14 protein-coding genes are annotated in these 14448 nt (G+C 65.0%); all 14 read right to left on the bottom strand.

Going from position 1 to position 14448, the window contains the following annotated elements; translation table 11 throughout:
* Positions 1-45: 45 nt before the first annotated feature.
* The 14 genes from QCE88_RS26505 to QCE88_RS26440 all read right to left on the bottom strand — a co-directional run bounded on the left by QCE88_RS26505 (position 46) and on the right by QCE88_RS26440 (position 14439).
* Positions 46-1080 carry a LacI family DNA-binding transcriptional regulator gene (locus QCE88_RS26505; protein WP_309907847.1) on the bottom strand — a complete coding sequence of 345 codons (1035 nt, stop codon included), beginning with the start codon at positions 1078-1080 and terminating at the stop codon, positions 46-48.
* Between the two features lie 27 nt (positions 1081-1107).
* Positions 1108-2166: a Gfo/Idh/MocA family oxidoreductase gene (locus QCE88_RS26500; protein ID WP_309907846.1), complete on the bottom strand. Its 1059-nt coding sequence runs from the start codon at positions 2164-2166 to the stop codon at positions 1108-1110.
* A complete protein-coding gene (rbsD, locus tag QCE88_RS26495) occupies positions 2163-2651 on the bottom strand; it encodes a D-ribose pyranase (protein WP_309907845.1) in 489 nt (162 codons plus the stop codon). Before rbsD ends, QCE88_RS26500 begins: the two co-directional genes overlap by 4 nt.
* Entirely contained in the window at positions 2648-4168 is a 1521-nt protein-coding gene (locus QCE88_RS26490; RefSeq protein WP_309907844.1) for a sugar ABC transporter ATP-binding protein, read from the bottom strand. The genes rbsD and QCE88_RS26490 overlap by 4 nt, the downstream gene beginning before the upstream one ends.
* Entirely contained in the window at positions 4155-5150 is a 996-nt protein-coding gene (locus QCE88_RS26485; protein ID WP_309907843.1) for a sugar ABC transporter substrate-binding protein, read from the bottom strand. The genes QCE88_RS26490 and QCE88_RS26485 overlap by 14 nt, the downstream gene beginning before the upstream one ends.
* A 29-nt stretch (positions 5151-5179) precedes the next feature.
* A complete protein-coding gene (locus tag QCE88_RS26480; RefSeq protein ID WP_309907842.1) occupies positions 5180-6178 on the bottom strand; it encodes an ABC transporter permease in 999 nt (332 codons plus the stop codon).
* A 357-nt stretch (positions 6179-6535) separates the two neighbouring features.
* On the bottom strand, positions 6536-7264 hold the full coding sequence (locus tag QCE88_RS26475; RefSeq protein WP_309907841.1) for an SDR family oxidoreductase: 729 nt from the start codon (positions 7262-7264) through the stop codon (positions 6536-6538).
* A 14-nt stretch (positions 7265-7278) separates the two neighbouring features.
* Positions 7279-8580, bottom strand: a complete 1302-nt coding sequence (locus QCE88_RS26470; RefSeq protein ID WP_309907840.1) for an MFS transporter — start codon at positions 8578-8580, stop codon at positions 7279-7281.
* A gap of 95 nt (positions 8581-8675) precedes the next feature.
* A complete protein-coding gene (locus QCE88_RS26465; RefSeq protein WP_309907839.1) occupies positions 8676-9434 on the bottom strand; it encodes an SDR family NAD(P)-dependent oxidoreductase in 759 nt (252 codons plus the stop codon).
* Entirely contained in the window at positions 9431-9955 is a 525-nt protein-coding gene (locus QCE88_RS26460; protein ID WP_309816733.1) for a 2,4'-dihydroxyacetophenone dioxygenase family protein, read from the bottom strand. Before QCE88_RS26460 ends, QCE88_RS26465 begins: the two co-directional genes overlap by 4 nt.
* A 138-nt stretch (positions 9956-10093) precedes the next feature.
* Positions 10094-11431 (bottom strand): MFS transporter, encoded by a 1338-nt coding sequence (locus QCE88_RS26455; RefSeq protein ID WP_309907838.1) that lies wholly within the window; start codon positions 11429-11431, stop codon positions 10094-10096.
* Positions 11432-11445: 14 nt separating this feature from the next.
* Positions 11446-12789: an MFS transporter gene (locus tag QCE88_RS26450; protein ID WP_309907837.1), complete on the bottom strand. Its 1344-nt coding sequence runs from the start codon at positions 12787-12789 to the stop codon at positions 11446-11448.
* A 77-nt stretch (positions 12790-12866) separates the two neighbouring features.
* On the bottom strand, positions 12867-13802 hold the full coding sequence (locus QCE88_RS26445) for a sugar kinase (protein WP_409018226.1): 936 nt from the start codon (positions 13800-13802) through the stop codon (positions 12867-12869).
* Positions 13789-14439 (bottom strand): RraA family protein, encoded by a 651-nt coding sequence (locus tag QCE88_RS26440; RefSeq protein WP_309907836.1) that lies wholly within the window; start codon positions 14437-14439, stop codon positions 13789-13791. Before QCE88_RS26440 ends, QCE88_RS26445 begins: the two co-directional genes overlap by 14 nt.
* Between the last annotated feature and the right edge of the window lie 9 nt (positions 14440-14448).

The raw sequence follows: 14448 nt of genomic DNA, 5'->3' as shown, positions 1-14448 counted from the left end.
GCATGTGTAGGGGTTTGTACTGTTTTGAATGAAGCGACGGCCGCTTTATGCGCTGCCGCGTCTCACGAGCTGATGCGTGAGCACGATCTTGTTCGACGTCTCTTCCTCACCATTGAGCCGCGCCAGCAGCATGCGGGCCGCCGCCGTGCCCATTTCGTCGGGCTTGGTGCGGACCGTGGTGAGCGAGGGCGTCACAAGGCCGGCCAGTTCATAGTCGCCGAAACCGCAAATGGCAAGCTGCTCCGGCACGCGGATGCCGCGCCGGTTGCATTCGAGAATGGCAGGGATCGCCATGGTGTCGGCCGAGAAGAAGATGGCGTCGGTCATGGGTTCCTGCTGCAACACCAGGTCGAGCCCCTTGACGCCGTCCGAGGCGCTCATCGGCATTTGCAGTTCGACGCGCAGCGCGTCCGGCAGGCCCGCTTCCTCCACGGCCCGGCACAGCCCGAGATAGCGGCTCTGCGCGCGCGAGTCCTGTTCACGCGCGCCGCCGACAAAGGCGATGCGCTTAGCCCCTCGCGCGCACAGCAGCTTGCCGACGTCATAGCCCGCCGTGAGATTGGAAAAGCCCACGGCCATGTCAATGGGATCGCCGTCCGTGTCCCAGGTTTCGATCACCGGCACGCCGCTCTGCTGCAACAGCGACCTGACGTGCGCGCTGTGTTGCAGGCCGGTGAGGATGACGCCCATGGGCCGGCGTTCGAGCAGGCTCTGGACGATCGCCTCCTCGCGTTCCTGTGAATACTCCGTGTTGCCGATAATGACGGAGATGCGCTGCGCCTCCAGCGTGTCGATGACGCTCTTGATTTCCGCCGAGAACGCGGAACTCGACAAAGTGGGAATGACGACCGCGACCACCCGGCTGGTCGCCGACGCGAGACTGCGCGCGGCGTCGTTCGGGATGTAGCGCAGGTTCTTGATGACTTCCTGCACGCGGCGGCGCGTCTTCTCCGTGACAAGCGGCGAATTGGACACCACGCGGGAAACCGTCTGCGCCGACACCCCGGCGTGTTCGGCCACGTCGTTCATCGTGACGGTGCCGGCCGAGCGGCTGTCCTTCCGGCTTTTGCTTGTCTTCATGTCGAGGGCTTGCGAACGCATAATCCGCTAGTCTAGCAAGACGATTCGCCGTGAACCGGCCGACTCCAGCATGGCTTCGACCACCTGCACCGAGCGCAGTCCGACCATGCCCGTCCCGCAGTTCTCGACCGGCTTGCCGAGGCAGAGATCGACGAAGGCTTCGACCGGCGCAGAGCACGTATAAGCTCCCGCACCGGGCGCGATATCCATGTCCTGATCGTCGCCATCGAGACGCCGCAGCGACAGACGCTCGCGTTCGGTATCGAGCAGCAGGCAGCCTTCCGTGCCGAACAGCCGGATGTCGATCTGGAACGGCGAGCCGGGCGGCAAGGACGCCGCGCCTGATATCGCGCCGGTCGCACCGGACGTAAAGCGCACGGACAGCGCGTTGTACAGATCGGTGCCGATGCCCGACAGCCCCACGTTGGCGAAGACTTCGCGCGGATCGAGCCCGGTCACGTAGAACATGCCGCCCAGCAGATGCACGAGCTGGCCCCAGCCATAACCGCCGCTCCCCTTCGCGGTCCATGTGGCCGATTCGGGCCGGAACATCTCGTTCTCGGTGCCCTGCAACTGGCCGCCGGACATCAGGTCCTCGATCGGCGTGGCCATCTGCGCGACCACATGGCGGATCGCGCCGATACGTCCCGCGCTCACCAGTTCGTGCGCGCGCCTGAAGTACGGCTGGAAGTTCCAGCCATACGGCACAAGGATTTCCCGCTGCGCCTCGTGCGCCACGTTCAGGAGTTCGCGCGCTTCGCGCGTGGAGGTGGCCATCGGCTTTTCGACCATCACGTGACAGCCGCGACGCAAGGCGGCCATCGCCTGCTGCGCATGCAGCCGATGCGGCGACGAGACGATCACCGCATCGAGTCCGGGCAGGTCCAGCAGCGCTTCGAACTGCTCGAAGCCGTGCTGGAAGCCGAACGCGCCTTTGACCTGCTCGAGTTCGGCGGCGCCGGGCCGCACGACGCCCACCAGTTCCACGTCGGGGCGCGCCTTGAGCACCGGCAGATGATTGGCGACACACCACGATCCCGCGCCGATCACGCCGACGCGAAGCTTCTCCGCTTGCGCCTGGCTCATCGCGCGCCTCCCGGCGTGAACGGCTTGCGATCCATCAGCGTGCGGAACTTGTCGGGCACGGAGACACGCTCGTCGTCGAAATAACGGTTGTAGTCGACGCCCGCCACCAGCGCGATATTGCCCCACGGATCCAGCGCGCCCGAACGCACGATCACCTTTGCACTGTGCGCGAGCGGACCGACCGTCTCTTCGTAGCTCACGGGACTGAAGTCGCGCTCGTCGAACCAGCGCGTCAGCGACGCATACAGCGGATGGTTATGCTCCTTCACCTCGGACGCGAACATCACCTTTTCCACGATCAGTTCGGGCGCGATCAGCGCGTAGAGCTGCTCCAGCGTGGGCAGGTTGGCGCCGATGGCGAGATCGATACGCCAGGCATCGCGCGGAATGGGAAAGCCCGCGTCCACGATCATCATGATCTGGCCGTGGCCCATCGAGGCGATGGCTTCGGAAAGCTGCTGATTGAGAATGCCGCTGCGTTTCATGAGGAGGCTCCGTGTGGTGTCGACGCGATTTCGCGATCGAGTTCGGCATGCGCGACCGGTTCGGTGTATTCGCGCACGATGCGGCCGTTCTTGAACAGGACGACCCGGTCCGCGAGATTGGCGAGTTCGAGGGAGTCCGAGGACGTGAACATGACCAGCGATCCCGCGTCGGCAATCTGGCGAAGGATGCGGTAGATCTCGGCCTTCGCGCCGATATCGACGCCGCGTGTCGGGTCGTCCAGCAACAGGACGCGCGGCTTCATCACGAGCCAGCGCGCAATCAACGTCTTCTGCTGATTTCCGCCTGACAGCGACGTGATGGGGTTGAGCATCGACGACGCGCGCACTGCCAGCCGGCGCACGCTATCGGCCGCGCTCGCGCGCCCGTCCGAGCGGTTCGACACGTGCATCGCACGGTGCGTCGCCTCCGCGTTGCCGAGCACGCTGGTGAGCGGCAGGATGCCGTCGAGCAGGCGATCAGCGGGCAGATAGCCGATGCCCTGGCGGATCGCGCGGCGCGGCGACAGACGCGTGGCCGCGCGGCCGCAGACCTCGATCGAGCCGCCCGAGCGCCCGGCCAGACCGAAGATCTGCTGCAACAGGTCGGACGGGCCGGCGTCGGGCAGACCTGCGAGCGCGACGATCTCGCCCTTGCAGGCCTTGAGCGTCACGCCATCGAGCCGCGTGCCCGCGAGCGCCCGGATGTCGAGCTGGATCTCCTCGCTCGCCCGCTTGCCCGGCCGCGCGGGAAACAGTTCCGCCGGATTGCGCCCGAGCATCGCCGCCACCACGGTGTCGTGCGTGTGGTCGGCGGCGGGACCGCTTGCCACCAGCTTGCCGTCGCGGATCACCGAGATGCGGTCGGCAATGGCGAAGATCTCCGCCAGCTTGTGCGACACGTAGATCACGGCCACGCCGGACGCCTTCAGGTGGCGGACCATGTCGAGCAGGCGTGCGGCCTCGCCCGCGTTCAGCGCGGACGTCGGCTCATCGAAAATGATGATGCGCGCGTTCCAGGTCAGCACCTTGGCGATGGCGACCAGTTGCTTGTCGGAGGTCGACAGGCGGCCGACCTTCGTGCCGGGCGAGATCGACGTGACGCCCAGTCCGGCCAGTGCCTTCGATGCGCGCGCCGCCATCTCCCGCGCCGACGGCTTGACGAAACCAGCATCCTCGATCCCCAGCGCAATGTTCTCCGCGACCGTGAGGTTGTCGAACAAATCGAGTTCCTGATGCACGACGCCGATGCCCGCCCGCAAGGCATCGCGCGGTGTCGTGAGCGCGAGCGTCGCGCCGTCGCCCGACTTGATGCTGCCTTCGCTCGGCGGATGCACGCCCGCCACCAGCTTGATGAGCGTTGATTTGCCCGCGCCGTTTTCGCCGAGCAGCGCATGCACTTCGCCCGCGCGGAAATCGATGCTCACGTCGCGCAGCGCCCAGAACGTGCCGAAGCACTTGCCAAGCGCGTCGAGCCGTAGCGCGGGCGTGTGGGCGGCTTGCGCGTCACTCGGCTGCATGCTGGGCCACATTGGATTTGTCGATCACCTGGACGCCGGTGTCGGTATGCGACGGCGGCAGCTTGCCCTGTGCATAGATCTGGTTCAGTACCACGACCGCGTCATGTCCCTGACGCTGCGGATTCTGCGAGATCGTCGCGGTCAGCGCGCCGGACTGGATCAGTTCCTTGGTTTGCGGCAGGAGGTCCGAGCCGACGACGGGAATCTTTCCGGCAAGGGCGTTGCGGCGCAGATACTGGCCGATCGCCGGGAAGCTGCAGCAGTCCAGCGATACGATACCGGTCACGTCCGGATGCGCGAGCATCGCGTTCTCGATGGCCGCATAGATCTGCTGCGGCTCGTTGGTCGTGTTCACCAGCCCGACGATTGCGATGCCCGGATACTTGCCGAGCGACTTGCGCAAGCCGTTCTCGCGGTCCTTCGACCATTGCGCCGCGGCATCGACGGTAAAGACCAGCACCTTGCCCTTCTGACCCATCGTCTTGACGAGCGTATCGCCCATCACCACGCCCGAATACGAAAGGTCCTGTCCGACGAAGGTCAGCCGGTGCGATGCCGGATTGTCGGTGTTGAAGGTCACCACCGGAATGCCGGCGGCGATCGCCTTGTTGATGACGGGCGCGAGCGCGTCGGTGGACGAAGACGACACGGCGATGCCCGAGACGCCCTTGGTGATCCAGTTCTCGAGGTCAGATACCTGTTTCTCCGCGCCGCCGCCCACGGGCCCCGTGAAGACCGCGTTGACGTTCTGCTCCTTCGCCGCGAGTTCTACGCCACGGCGCATCGGCGTCGCCACCGACAAGGCCGGATCGTGATAGGAGATCACGAAGGTCGGCTTGGTTTTGGCATCGGCTTGCGCCTTGATGGTGGGGCTTAGCTGGAACGGCGCCGTGGCCGACGCGGCCTGCGCGGCTCCGGATGCGATCGCCGTGAGGGCGGTGACGGCCGTCAGCGCGGCGAAAAGTTTCGACATGGTGCGCATGTTGTCTCCTGACTTTGAGTTCTGATGGGTTACTTCTTCGAGGAAGTCATTCCGCCGATCAATGCGGCGACGAGCACCACAACGCCGATGAGCGTCGTCTGCCAGAACGGCGTCACGCCGAGCAGGATGAGACCGTCGCGCACCACGCCGATGAGCAGCACGCCGAGCAGCGTGCCGACGACCGATCCTTCGCCGCCGCCCAGCCGCGTCCCGCCGATGATCACGGCGGCGATCACGTCGAGTTCGAGGCCCGAGCCGGTGACGGCCTGCACGTTCTCCAGAAAGCCCAGGTTGATGGTGCCGGCGAAGGCGGCGAGCACGCCGGCCAGCGCGAAGGCGAGAATCTTGGTACGCGCGACCGGCACGCCGACGATCTTCGCCGCCCGCGCGTTGCCGCCGACCGCGAAGATATGGAAGCCGAAGGTGGTCTTGTGCAGCAGGAAGTAGCCGATCACGGCGACGACGACCAGCACCAGGACCTGATTCGACAGACGGCCGAACAGGCTTCCCTGAGCGAGCGCCGTGATGAGCGGCGCGATGGACTGGTCCTGCGGCAGCGAGACGGACATGCCGTTGCTCATGACGAGCGTGGCGCCGCGAATCAGATAGAGCGTCCCGAGCGTGGTGATGAACGACGGAATGCGGCCGACGACCGTGATGGTGCCGTTGAGCGCGCCGAACACGAGGCCGAGCACGAGCGTCGCGGCGATCGTGACGGTTTCGGGCACGCCGTGTACCAGCATCATGCCCGCAGCCATGCCGGAGAAGCCGTACAGCGAGCCGACCGAGAGATCGACCTCCGAGATGATCAGGACATAGGTCGCGCCGATGGCGAGCACGCCGAGGAGCGAGATCTGCCGCATCAGGTTCAGCAGATTGGTGCTGGTGAGGAAGACCGGGCTCGATAAAGAAAACACCACGCAGAGGCAGATGACCGCGGCTAGAACGCCGGCCTCCCGCGATCGCAGAAAGCTTCTGAGGGCGCCAGGCGCAGCCGAGGCCGCGGCGCCATTGCTGGTTACGTACATAACGTCTCCTGTTGTTCGTCCGGGGCGCGGGGTGCGCGCGGACGATTTTTTATGGCTGGACCGTGAGCCGGCATTGGATGCCGGAGCGAAATTGGCAGCGCAAACATTGTGGCGCCGATGTTAGCGCAATCATTTCGCGGCGGTCAAGCGGGGAGTTTCCTCAGCGGAAGTTTCTTTCAGCAGACTTGCGGAAGGATGTCGAGCGCTCGCAGACAGGGCTGCCAGCTCGGTTTGTCAGAAGCGCGGGGAACCGGGAGACCGGCCAGGCCCTCCCAGGTGATACTTTTCGATCAGGTGTTCCGAAAAAAATCGGAACGCATGCGCGGACGATCGCCGTCCGCCCATGCGCTCATCGCATCACGAAACGAGATACCCCCCATCCACCGGCACGATCGCGCCGGTCATGAACGAAGCTGCCGGCGTGCACAAAAACGCCGCCACTTGCGCGACTTCTTCCGGCAAGCCCCAGCGCTTCATCGGCGTGCGTTCGAGAATGGCTTGCGAGCGGCCATCGTCGTTCTGCAATGCCTGCGTGAGCGGCGTCGCGATCCAGCCCGGCGCGATCGCGTTCACACGAATGCCGTCCGCCGCATACGCGATGGCAAGCGACTTCGTCAACTGTGCCACCGCGCCCTTGCTCGCGCTGTAGCCCGGCACCAGCCCGCCGCCGAAGAAGCTCAGCATCGAAGCCGTGTTCACGATGCAGCCCGACGATGCCTTCAGCAGTTCGCGCGCCGCCGCGCAAATGCGCATCGTGCCGTTCAGGTTGATGTCGAGCACGCGCTCGAACACCTCCGGTTGATGCTCTTCGATGCGGCTGATCACGCCCGCGCAATTCACGACGATATCGAGCCGCTCGAACGAGCCGATCAACGCGACGATTTCGTCGTTCGAACGCACATTGAGCGTGGCCTTGCGCACGACGGGCGCCAATACGTCGGGCACGTCGCCCGGGGGCGGCAGGCCCGCCGCCACGACGCTCGCGCCCATTTCGGCAAGCCGGTTTGCGATCGCGGCGCCGATGCCCGAGAATCCGCCCGTCACGAGCGCGGTCTTGCCTGCGAAGAGGTTATTGGAGAATGTCATGATCGATGCCTTGCTTATGAAACCGAGGGAACGTGCGTATTGGCCGGTTGCGGCGCCACCTCACGCACGACGAACAGATACACGAGCGCCGCAGCGAACGCGACCGCTGCGCTGATGAGCAGTGCATTGACGAACGAATGCGTCTGATCCACCACGATGCCCGTGATGACCGGCGCGAATGACCCACCGAGATAGCCGCCAAAATTCTGCATGCTGCCGAGCGAAGCCACGAGATGACGCGGCGCTGCCACGGTCACCAGCGCCCATGCGCTGCCGCTGGCGAGATTCACGAAGAACATCGCGAGCGAGACATAGGCGATCGCCATGGCCGTGCTCGGCGTGTAGGCGGCCGGCACAGTGAACGCCGCCGCGCCGATCAGCCCGATGCACACCGGCCACTTGCGGCTGCGGATCGGCGCCATGCCACGCCGCAGCAGGTAGTCCGCGATATAGCCGCTGCCGCCCATGCCAAGCGTGCCGAAAATATACGGAATCGACACGAGCCAGCCGGTCTTCGCAATGCTCAGGTGACGCTCATGTTCGAGATAGCCAGGCAGCCAGGTGAGATACAGCCACACCATGTAGATGACGCCCATGAAGCCGAAGATCATGCCCCACGTGTTGCGCAGCTTGAACAGCGCGCCCCACTCCTTGAAGCTCAGCCCCTTGTGCGGACGCGCTTCGGTCTTCGCGTTCTGGTCGAGCCATTCGGTCTCGTCCTGTGTGAGCGTGACTTCATCGCGGTTGCGATACCACATGTACCAGCCCACCGAGACCAGCACGCCGAGCACGCCCATGATGACGAACATCGTGCGCCAGCCGAACGACAGCATCAGCACGGTGAGCAGCGGCGGTGCGATCATCGGCGCGATGGTCGAGGACGCGATGAAGGTGCCGGTCGGCCCGCCACGCTCGTGCACGGCGAACCATTCGTTGACCACCTTCGCGCCCGCCGGAAACAGCGGCGCCTCGGCAATGCCGAGAATCGTGCGAGCGAACAGGAAGTGATTGAGCGACTGGATGAAGCCGCCCGCCATCTGCGCGACCGACCACACCAGCATGCCAAGCCCGAGCATGGCGCGCGAACCGAAGCGGTCGAGCATCGCGCCGACCGGCAGTTGCGCGAACGCATAGGCCAGCGAGAAAGCCGACAGCAGCAGACCGATCTGCGCGCCGCTCAGATGCAATTCCTCACTGACCGAGTGATTCGCGATAGACAGCGTGGTGCGGTCCAGATAATTGACGATGCCTGCGATCGTCAGAAAAACGACCGCGATGACCTGCGTGCGTTTCAGGCGCTTCGATTTCTGAAGCATGAGTGTCCCCTCGACTTGCGTTGTGATGTCCAGCGTGGTTCAGGTCAGGTCCGGCATGCGAGACGGGCCGTCCGGCGGACGCCCGCTGGCCGGTATCAGTATGTGGCGCGGCCGCCCGAGAGATCGAAGATCGCGCCCGCGCTGAAGGTGCATGAATCGGAGCAGAGCCAGAGCGCCAGTTGCGCGACTTCGTCCACGGTGCCAAGACGGCCCATCGGGCTCTTGTCGATCATCGTCTGCACGTGGGCCGGCGACATCTGGCCGAGCAGCGGCGTTTCCACCGCAGCTGGCGCGATGCCGTTGACGAGCACACCCGTCTTCGCGAGTTCCTTGCCGAGCGACTTCGTCATCGCGATCACGCCCGCCTTGGCCGCGCTGTATGCGGACGCGTTGGGCGTGCCTTCCTTGCCTGCAAGCGACGCGATATTGACGATGCGGCCCTGCCCCGCGCGACGCATCTCCGGCACGACGAAGCGGCTCACATGAAACGTGCCGATCAGATTGATCTCGACGATGCGTTGCCACTCGGCGGGATCGTAGTCGTCGAGCGGCGCGGTCGAACCCGCGAAGCCAGCGTTGTTGACCAGAAAGTCGATGCGGCCATGACGCGCCAGCGTGGCGTCGAGTGCGCGCTGGATCGATGCGGGATCGGCGATGTTCACCTGGCATTGCGAAGCGGCGGGCGTGGCGTCGTCAGGGCCGGGGGCGAGATCCCAGTTGACGACGGTCGCGCCCTGCGATGCCAGCGAGTCGCAGACCGCGCGGCCGATGCCGCCGGTCGCACCCGTCACGACAGCCACGCGTCCCGCGAAGTCATAGGTCGCGAGGGCGGCGCGGGCGGGAGGCGTGCTCATCGGATGAACTGATCGACGTAGTCTTCGCCCAGACCAACCTGCGCATAGTGCTTGCGGCACATGTCGATCTTCGTGAAGACGTCTTCGTAGCCGGTGTAGTTGCCGTACGGATCGCAATAGAACATCACGCCGTTGACCTGGAAGTACGTGATCATCTCTTCCACATCCTCAGGCACGTACAGCGTATGGGTCTCGCCCGGCGGCTCGTAGACATAGCTGCCTTCGGTGGCGGTCCATTCGTGTTCCAAGTACTTCCAGCGGCCCTTCAGCACCATGCCGTGCACGCCTTGCGGATGGCGGTGACGGCTCAGCACGCCCGACTTGCGCACGCGCAGCAGGTTCATCCAGTAACCTTGCGACGCATTCAGGCACAGCGGACGGAACGACACGTTCTCGGCCTGCGGCACCCACACGCGTTCATCGGTGGGAATGGCGAACGGAACGACGACTTCCTTCTGCGCTTCCTTCGGGAAAGGCAACTGGTAAGGCGTCATCGGATTGGTTTCGACGATCGTGGGCATGGATATCTCGTTTTGAAGTCCGATACGGGTGATCTGCGTGTCGTACGTCCACAATGCGGACACGCAAATCACGATATGGACAATTATCCGGTGTGCCTTCGATGACGGTCAAGGCTAGGGTATTCCCTGACTTCTCATTTATATCGACCTTGCCGCGTCAGCCGTGCGCCTTTGTTCGCCGCTTGGGCCTGGAATGGGTTCAATCTTGCCGAGCACGAACACGATCGACAGAATGCCCGCGAAGATCACGACACCCGCGACCCAGAACGCGTTCTCGAACGAATGCGTCGCGCTGACGATGAAGCCGGTCAGCGCGGGCGCCACGGCGCCCATGACATTGCCGACGCAGTTCATGATCCCCGACACCGTGCCGACGCCACCCTGGGGCGCAATGAGCGAAGGAATCGACCACGACACTGCGCCCGCGATAGCGAGCCCGCCGAGCGACACCGAGATCCATGCAATGGCCCAACGCGGATCGCTCGTACCGATCACGCCGAGAATCGCGAGCGCGCAGATCATGCCGAACACGAGCACCGCCTTGCGCACGCCGCTTTCGTCGTGGCCTTTCGCGATCAGGTGATCGACGATCCAGCCGCCGATGAACACGTCGGTGAAGGTGGCCCAAGCCCAGGGAATCATCGCGTAGCCGGCCGAGTGCAGCACGCTCATGTGCATCGTCGTGACGAGATAGCTGGGCAGCCAGGTCAGGAACAGATAGAACGCGTAGTCGTACGCGGAATAGCCGATCGTCAGCCCCCAGACCTTCTTGTTGGTCAGCAGATAGCCGAGCATGCCGGCGGTGCCGGTGGCTGACTGTCCTTCCGGCGTCGCGCCGCCCTGCTGGATGTAGGCGAGTTCATCGCGCGAGAGCCGCGCATCCTGCGACGGGTCGCGATAGACGATGCAGAAGCCCGCGAAGTACACGAGGCTCAGCGCCGCCGACATCCAGAAGCCCCAGCGCCAGCCGAACGTCACCACGACGAACGCAATGAGCGGCACGCCGATCACGTTGGCAAACTTCGCGGAGGCATCGAAGATCGAGGTGGCGAGCGCGCGCTCGGCGCGTGGAAACCAGTAGCCGGTGGCCTTCGAACTCGCGGCGAGCCCGGGCGCCTCGGCCACGCCGAGCAGGAAGCGCGCGGCCACGAGTCCGCCGAAGCCGCTCGCAAGCGCCGTGATGACCGACGACACCGCCCACAGGAAAGCGCCCCAGCGGCCTACGCGCGTGACGCCGTAGCGATCGAGCACGACGCCGGCCGGAATCTGCAACAGCGCATAGGCCCATGAAAACGCGCTGAACAGAATACCGATGTCGCCGGGCGTCAGGTTGAAGGCTTCGCTCAGTTGCGGCGCGGCGACCGAGAGCGTTACGCGGTCGATGTAATTGACCAGGATGCCGATGCCGACGAAGATGCCGATCCACCAGCGGCGGCGCGGCACGGACTGGCGCCGGGTCATGACGTCAGGTTGCATGTCGTGTCCTCTTGTCATGGTGAGTTGGCGCGCCGGCCTTGGACGCCGTTCGTCGCGCGGGACGAAGGTTCGCCGTGTCGTCCGGAACCGCCCGACAACATGCTCGCGATGGCGGCGAGCAAGGCCGCGCCCGCCAGGATGCCGAGGCCCGCCGCATAGCCGGACGTGGTGGAGCGCACGTAGCCCAGCAGATACGGACCTGCAAAGCCGCCGAGATTGCCGATGGAGTTCGCCATCGCGATGCCGGCCGCCGCTGCCGTGCCGCCGAGGAAAGTGGTCGGCAGCGCCCAGAACGAAGGCAGCGCGCCGTATCCGCCGATGGCGGCAATGGTCAGGCCGACGAGGATCATCGGCAGCGAGGACGAGGTGGCGGCAAACGCCAGCCCCGCCGCCGCGACGACGCACGCACAGGCGAGGTCCAGCCGATACCTGCCGCGCCGGTCGGCGGCGCGCGACCAGACGACCATCGTCAAGGCGCCGATGACGAAGGGCACGGCGTTCACGGTGCCGATCCATTCATCAGCGACACCAAGCATCTTCATGATCTGCGGTTGCCACAGCACCAGACCGTTGTTCGCGGTGACGATCAGGAAGTAGATCGCGCCCAGCAACAGTACGCGCGGGTTCGCGAGCGTTTGCAGCACGCTCGCCTTGTGATGACGCTCGCGTTCGGCCGCTTCGCCGCTGATGCGCGCCTGGAGCCAGTCGCGTTCGTCGGCGGCGAGCCACGTGGCCTCACGCGGCGAATCCACGGGATAGCGCAGCGTCACGAATCCGAGCCGCACCGCAGGCAGGCCTTCTATCACGAACAGCCACTGCCACCCGGCGATGCCGAGCAACCCGTCCATGCGCAGAATGAAGCTCGACACGAGCGAACCGAGCGCGGTCGACACCGGATTGGCCAGCATGAAGAGTCCGACGACCTGCGCGCGATAACGTGCGGGAAACCAGAACGTGAGATACAGGATCACGCCGGGGAAGAAGCCGGCCTCGGCCGCACCGAGCACGAAGCGCAGGATCATGAAACTCGTCGGGCCTTGCACGAAGGCGCCGCATGCGGAGATCACGCCCCAACTGATGAGAATGCGCGCGAGCCAGATGCGCGCACCGGTCTTCGCGAGCGCCAGGTTGCTCGGCACCTCGAAGATGAAATAGCCGATGAAGAAGATGCCCGCCGCCCAGCCATAGGCATACGACGACAGGCCGATGTCCCGGTTCATCGTCAACGCGGCAAAACCGACGTTGACGCGGTCCAGGAATGCAAAAAAATACAGAAGGATCAGAAACGGCAAGAGCCGTCGCGTCACCTTTTTCATGGTGCGCTGTTCGAGCGCCGGATTGTCGTGATGGTCATGCATGACCTGTCTCCTCGCCTGCCTTGTTCGGTAATGATTCGATGAGCGATGAAACGGCCGTTGCGGCCGTCTGGAAGATTTCAATGCGCGGCCAGCATGGCCCGCACGTCAGCGGGACGCGGTATCGGTGCAACCGCGCCATAGCCTTGCGTCGAGAGTGCCGCAGCGGCGTTCGCATAACGCGCGGCCGCTTCGGCGGAATCGCCTGCCGCGAGCCGCGTGACGAAGGCGCCGTCGAAGCAGTCGCCCGCGCCGGTGGCATCGACGACATCGACCTTGTGGCCCGCAATGCGCACGCGCGACGCACCTTGCGCGACGAGCACGCCGTCGCCACCCAGCTTCAGACACACCGTGTGCGGACCCAGCGCCAGATAGTGCTGGACGATCGCTTCCGGATCGTCGAGACCGGTCAGCGTCTGCGCGTCCTCGAAGCTCGGCAACATGATGTCGGATAGACGCGCGGTGGCGTCGATGATCGCGCGTGCCCGCGTGAGCGGCCACAGTTTGAGGCGCACGTTCGGATCGAACGTCACCGCCACGCCCGAACGCTTCGCATGCTCCACCGCCGCGAGCACGGCATCGCAGGCGCTCTCGCTGATCGCCTGGCTGATGCCCGACACATGCAGATAACGCGCGCCGCCGATCACGTCGAGCGGCAGATTGGCGGGCGCCAGACGGCTCGCCGCCGAGCCTCGCCGCAGATAGCTGAACGCATGGCCGCGTTCGTCATGCGTGACGAAGTACACGGCGGTATGCGCTTCATGATCCGTCGCGACGCCGCTCGTATCGACGCCTTCACGCTTCCAGAGGTCGAGGAAACTGCGGCCGAAGGTATCGTCGCCGAGCCGCGTGACATAGCCCACGCGCCCGCCTTGCCGCGCCACCGCGACGCAAAAGTTCGACGTATCGCCGCCGAAGCCCTGCAAGTAGTCGCGCGCGTTGGCCTCGGTCTGGTTGAACTCGATCATCGGCTCGCCGATGGCGACGATCTCCGCTGCCATGTCAGATGCGGCCATACTTCGCCAGCCCCTTGCGCAAGGATTTTTCGCCGATGATGAGACGCGCCTGTTCCAGTTCGCGCTCGTCGATTTCCTGCGACAGCTTCAGCACGGCCTCAGCATGGTCGCGCGGCACGACGATGACGCCGTCGATATCGGCCACGATGATGTCGCCCGGATGCACCTTCACGCCGCCGCAGTCCACCGGCACGTTGGCCGCGAGCGTCGTGAAGCGGCCCACCGTGGTGCCCGGCGACACGGAGCGCGAATAGATCGGGAAGTCGTAGTCGCGGCGGATCTCGGTGAGATCGCGCACGCCGCCGTCGAGGATCGCGCCGACGTGCTCGTTCGCCACCGCGCCCGCCGTCATCAGGCCGCCCCACACGGCCACGTTGGTCTCGCCGAAGATGCCGATCACGATCACGCTGCCGGCCGGCGATTCGTCGATGGCGTCGAGCGCGTGCTGCGGCGGCACTTTCTCATGCGTCGGCGCTTCGAGAATCGTCACTGCCGGCCCGACGATCTTCTTGTCGTTGATGCGCGGCTTGATCGACTCGTCCATGTAACCGCGCACGCCGGCAATCTGATCCACTGCGTCGGCCACGCTCGCCGTCGCGACAGTCTCGAAACCCTTGATCAACGTTGCCAGTTCCATTCACTGCTC

This window comes from Caballeronia sp. LZ035 (assembly GCF_031451175.1).
Taxonomy (GTDB): domain Bacteria; phylum Pseudomonadota; class Gammaproteobacteria; order Burkholderiales; family Burkholderiaceae; genus Caballeronia.
Note: the sequence above shows the minus strand (reverse complement) of the source record. Positions and strands in the feature narration are given on the sequence as shown.

What these genes read in the sequence shown, in the direction of transcription:
- QCE88_RS26505 (WP_309907847.1), bottom strand. Translation starts at nt 1,080, where the DNA reads ATGAAGACAAGCAAAAGCCGGAAGGACAGCCGCTCGGCCGGCACCGTC.
- QCE88_RS26500 (WP_309907846.1), bottom strand. Translation starts at nt 2,166, where the DNA reads ATGAGCCAGGCGCAAGCGGAGAAGCTTCGCGTCGGCGTGATCGGCGCG.
- rbsD (WP_309907845.1), bottom strand. Translation starts at nt 2,651, where the DNA reads ATGAAACGCAGCGGCATTCTCAATCAGCAGCTTTCCGAAGCCATCGCC.
- QCE88_RS26490 (WP_309907844.1), bottom strand. Translation starts at nt 4,168, where the DNA reads ATGCAGCCGAGTGACGCGCAAGCCGCCCACACGCCCGCGCTACGGCTC.
- QCE88_RS26485 (WP_309907843.1), bottom strand. Translation starts at nt 5,150, where the DNA reads ATGCGCACCATGTCGAAACTTTTCGCCGCGCTGACGGCCGTCACCGCC.
- QCE88_RS26480 (WP_309907842.1), bottom strand. Translation starts at nt 6,178, where the DNA reads ATGTACGTAACCAGCAATGGCGCCGCGGCCTCGGCTGCGCCTGGCGCC.
- QCE88_RS26475 (WP_309907841.1), bottom strand. Translation starts at nt 7,264, where the DNA reads ATGACATTCTCCAATAACCTCTTCGCAGGCAAGACCGCGCTCGTGACG.
- QCE88_RS26470 (WP_309907840.1), bottom strand. Translation starts at nt 8,580, where the DNA reads ATGCTTCAGAAATCGAAGCGCCTGAAACGCACGCAGGTCATCGCGGTC.
- QCE88_RS26465 (WP_309907839.1), bottom strand. Translation starts at nt 9,434, where the DNA reads ATGAGCACGCCTCCCGCCCGCGCCGCCCTCGCGACCTATGACTTCGCG.
- QCE88_RS26460 (WP_309816733.1), bottom strand. Translation starts at nt 9,955, where the DNA reads ATGCCCACGATCGTCGAAACCAATCCGATGACGCCTTACCAGTTGCCT.
- QCE88_RS26455 (WP_309907838.1), bottom strand. Translation starts at nt 11,431, where the DNA reads ATGCAACCTGACGTCATGACCCGGCGCCAGTCCGTGCCGCGCCGCCGC.
- QCE88_RS26450 (WP_309907837.1), bottom strand. Translation starts at nt 12,789, where the DNA reads ATGCATGACCATCACGACAATCCGGCGCTCGAACAGCGCACCATGAAA.
- QCE88_RS26445 (WP_409018226.1), bottom strand. Translation starts at nt 13,802, where the DNA reads ATGGCCGCATCTGACATGGCAGCGGAGATCGTCGCCATCGGCGAGCCG.
- QCE88_RS26440 (WP_309907836.1), bottom strand. Translation starts at nt 14,439, where the DNA reads ATGGAACTGGCAACGTTGATCAAGGGTTTCGAGACTGTCGCGACGGCG.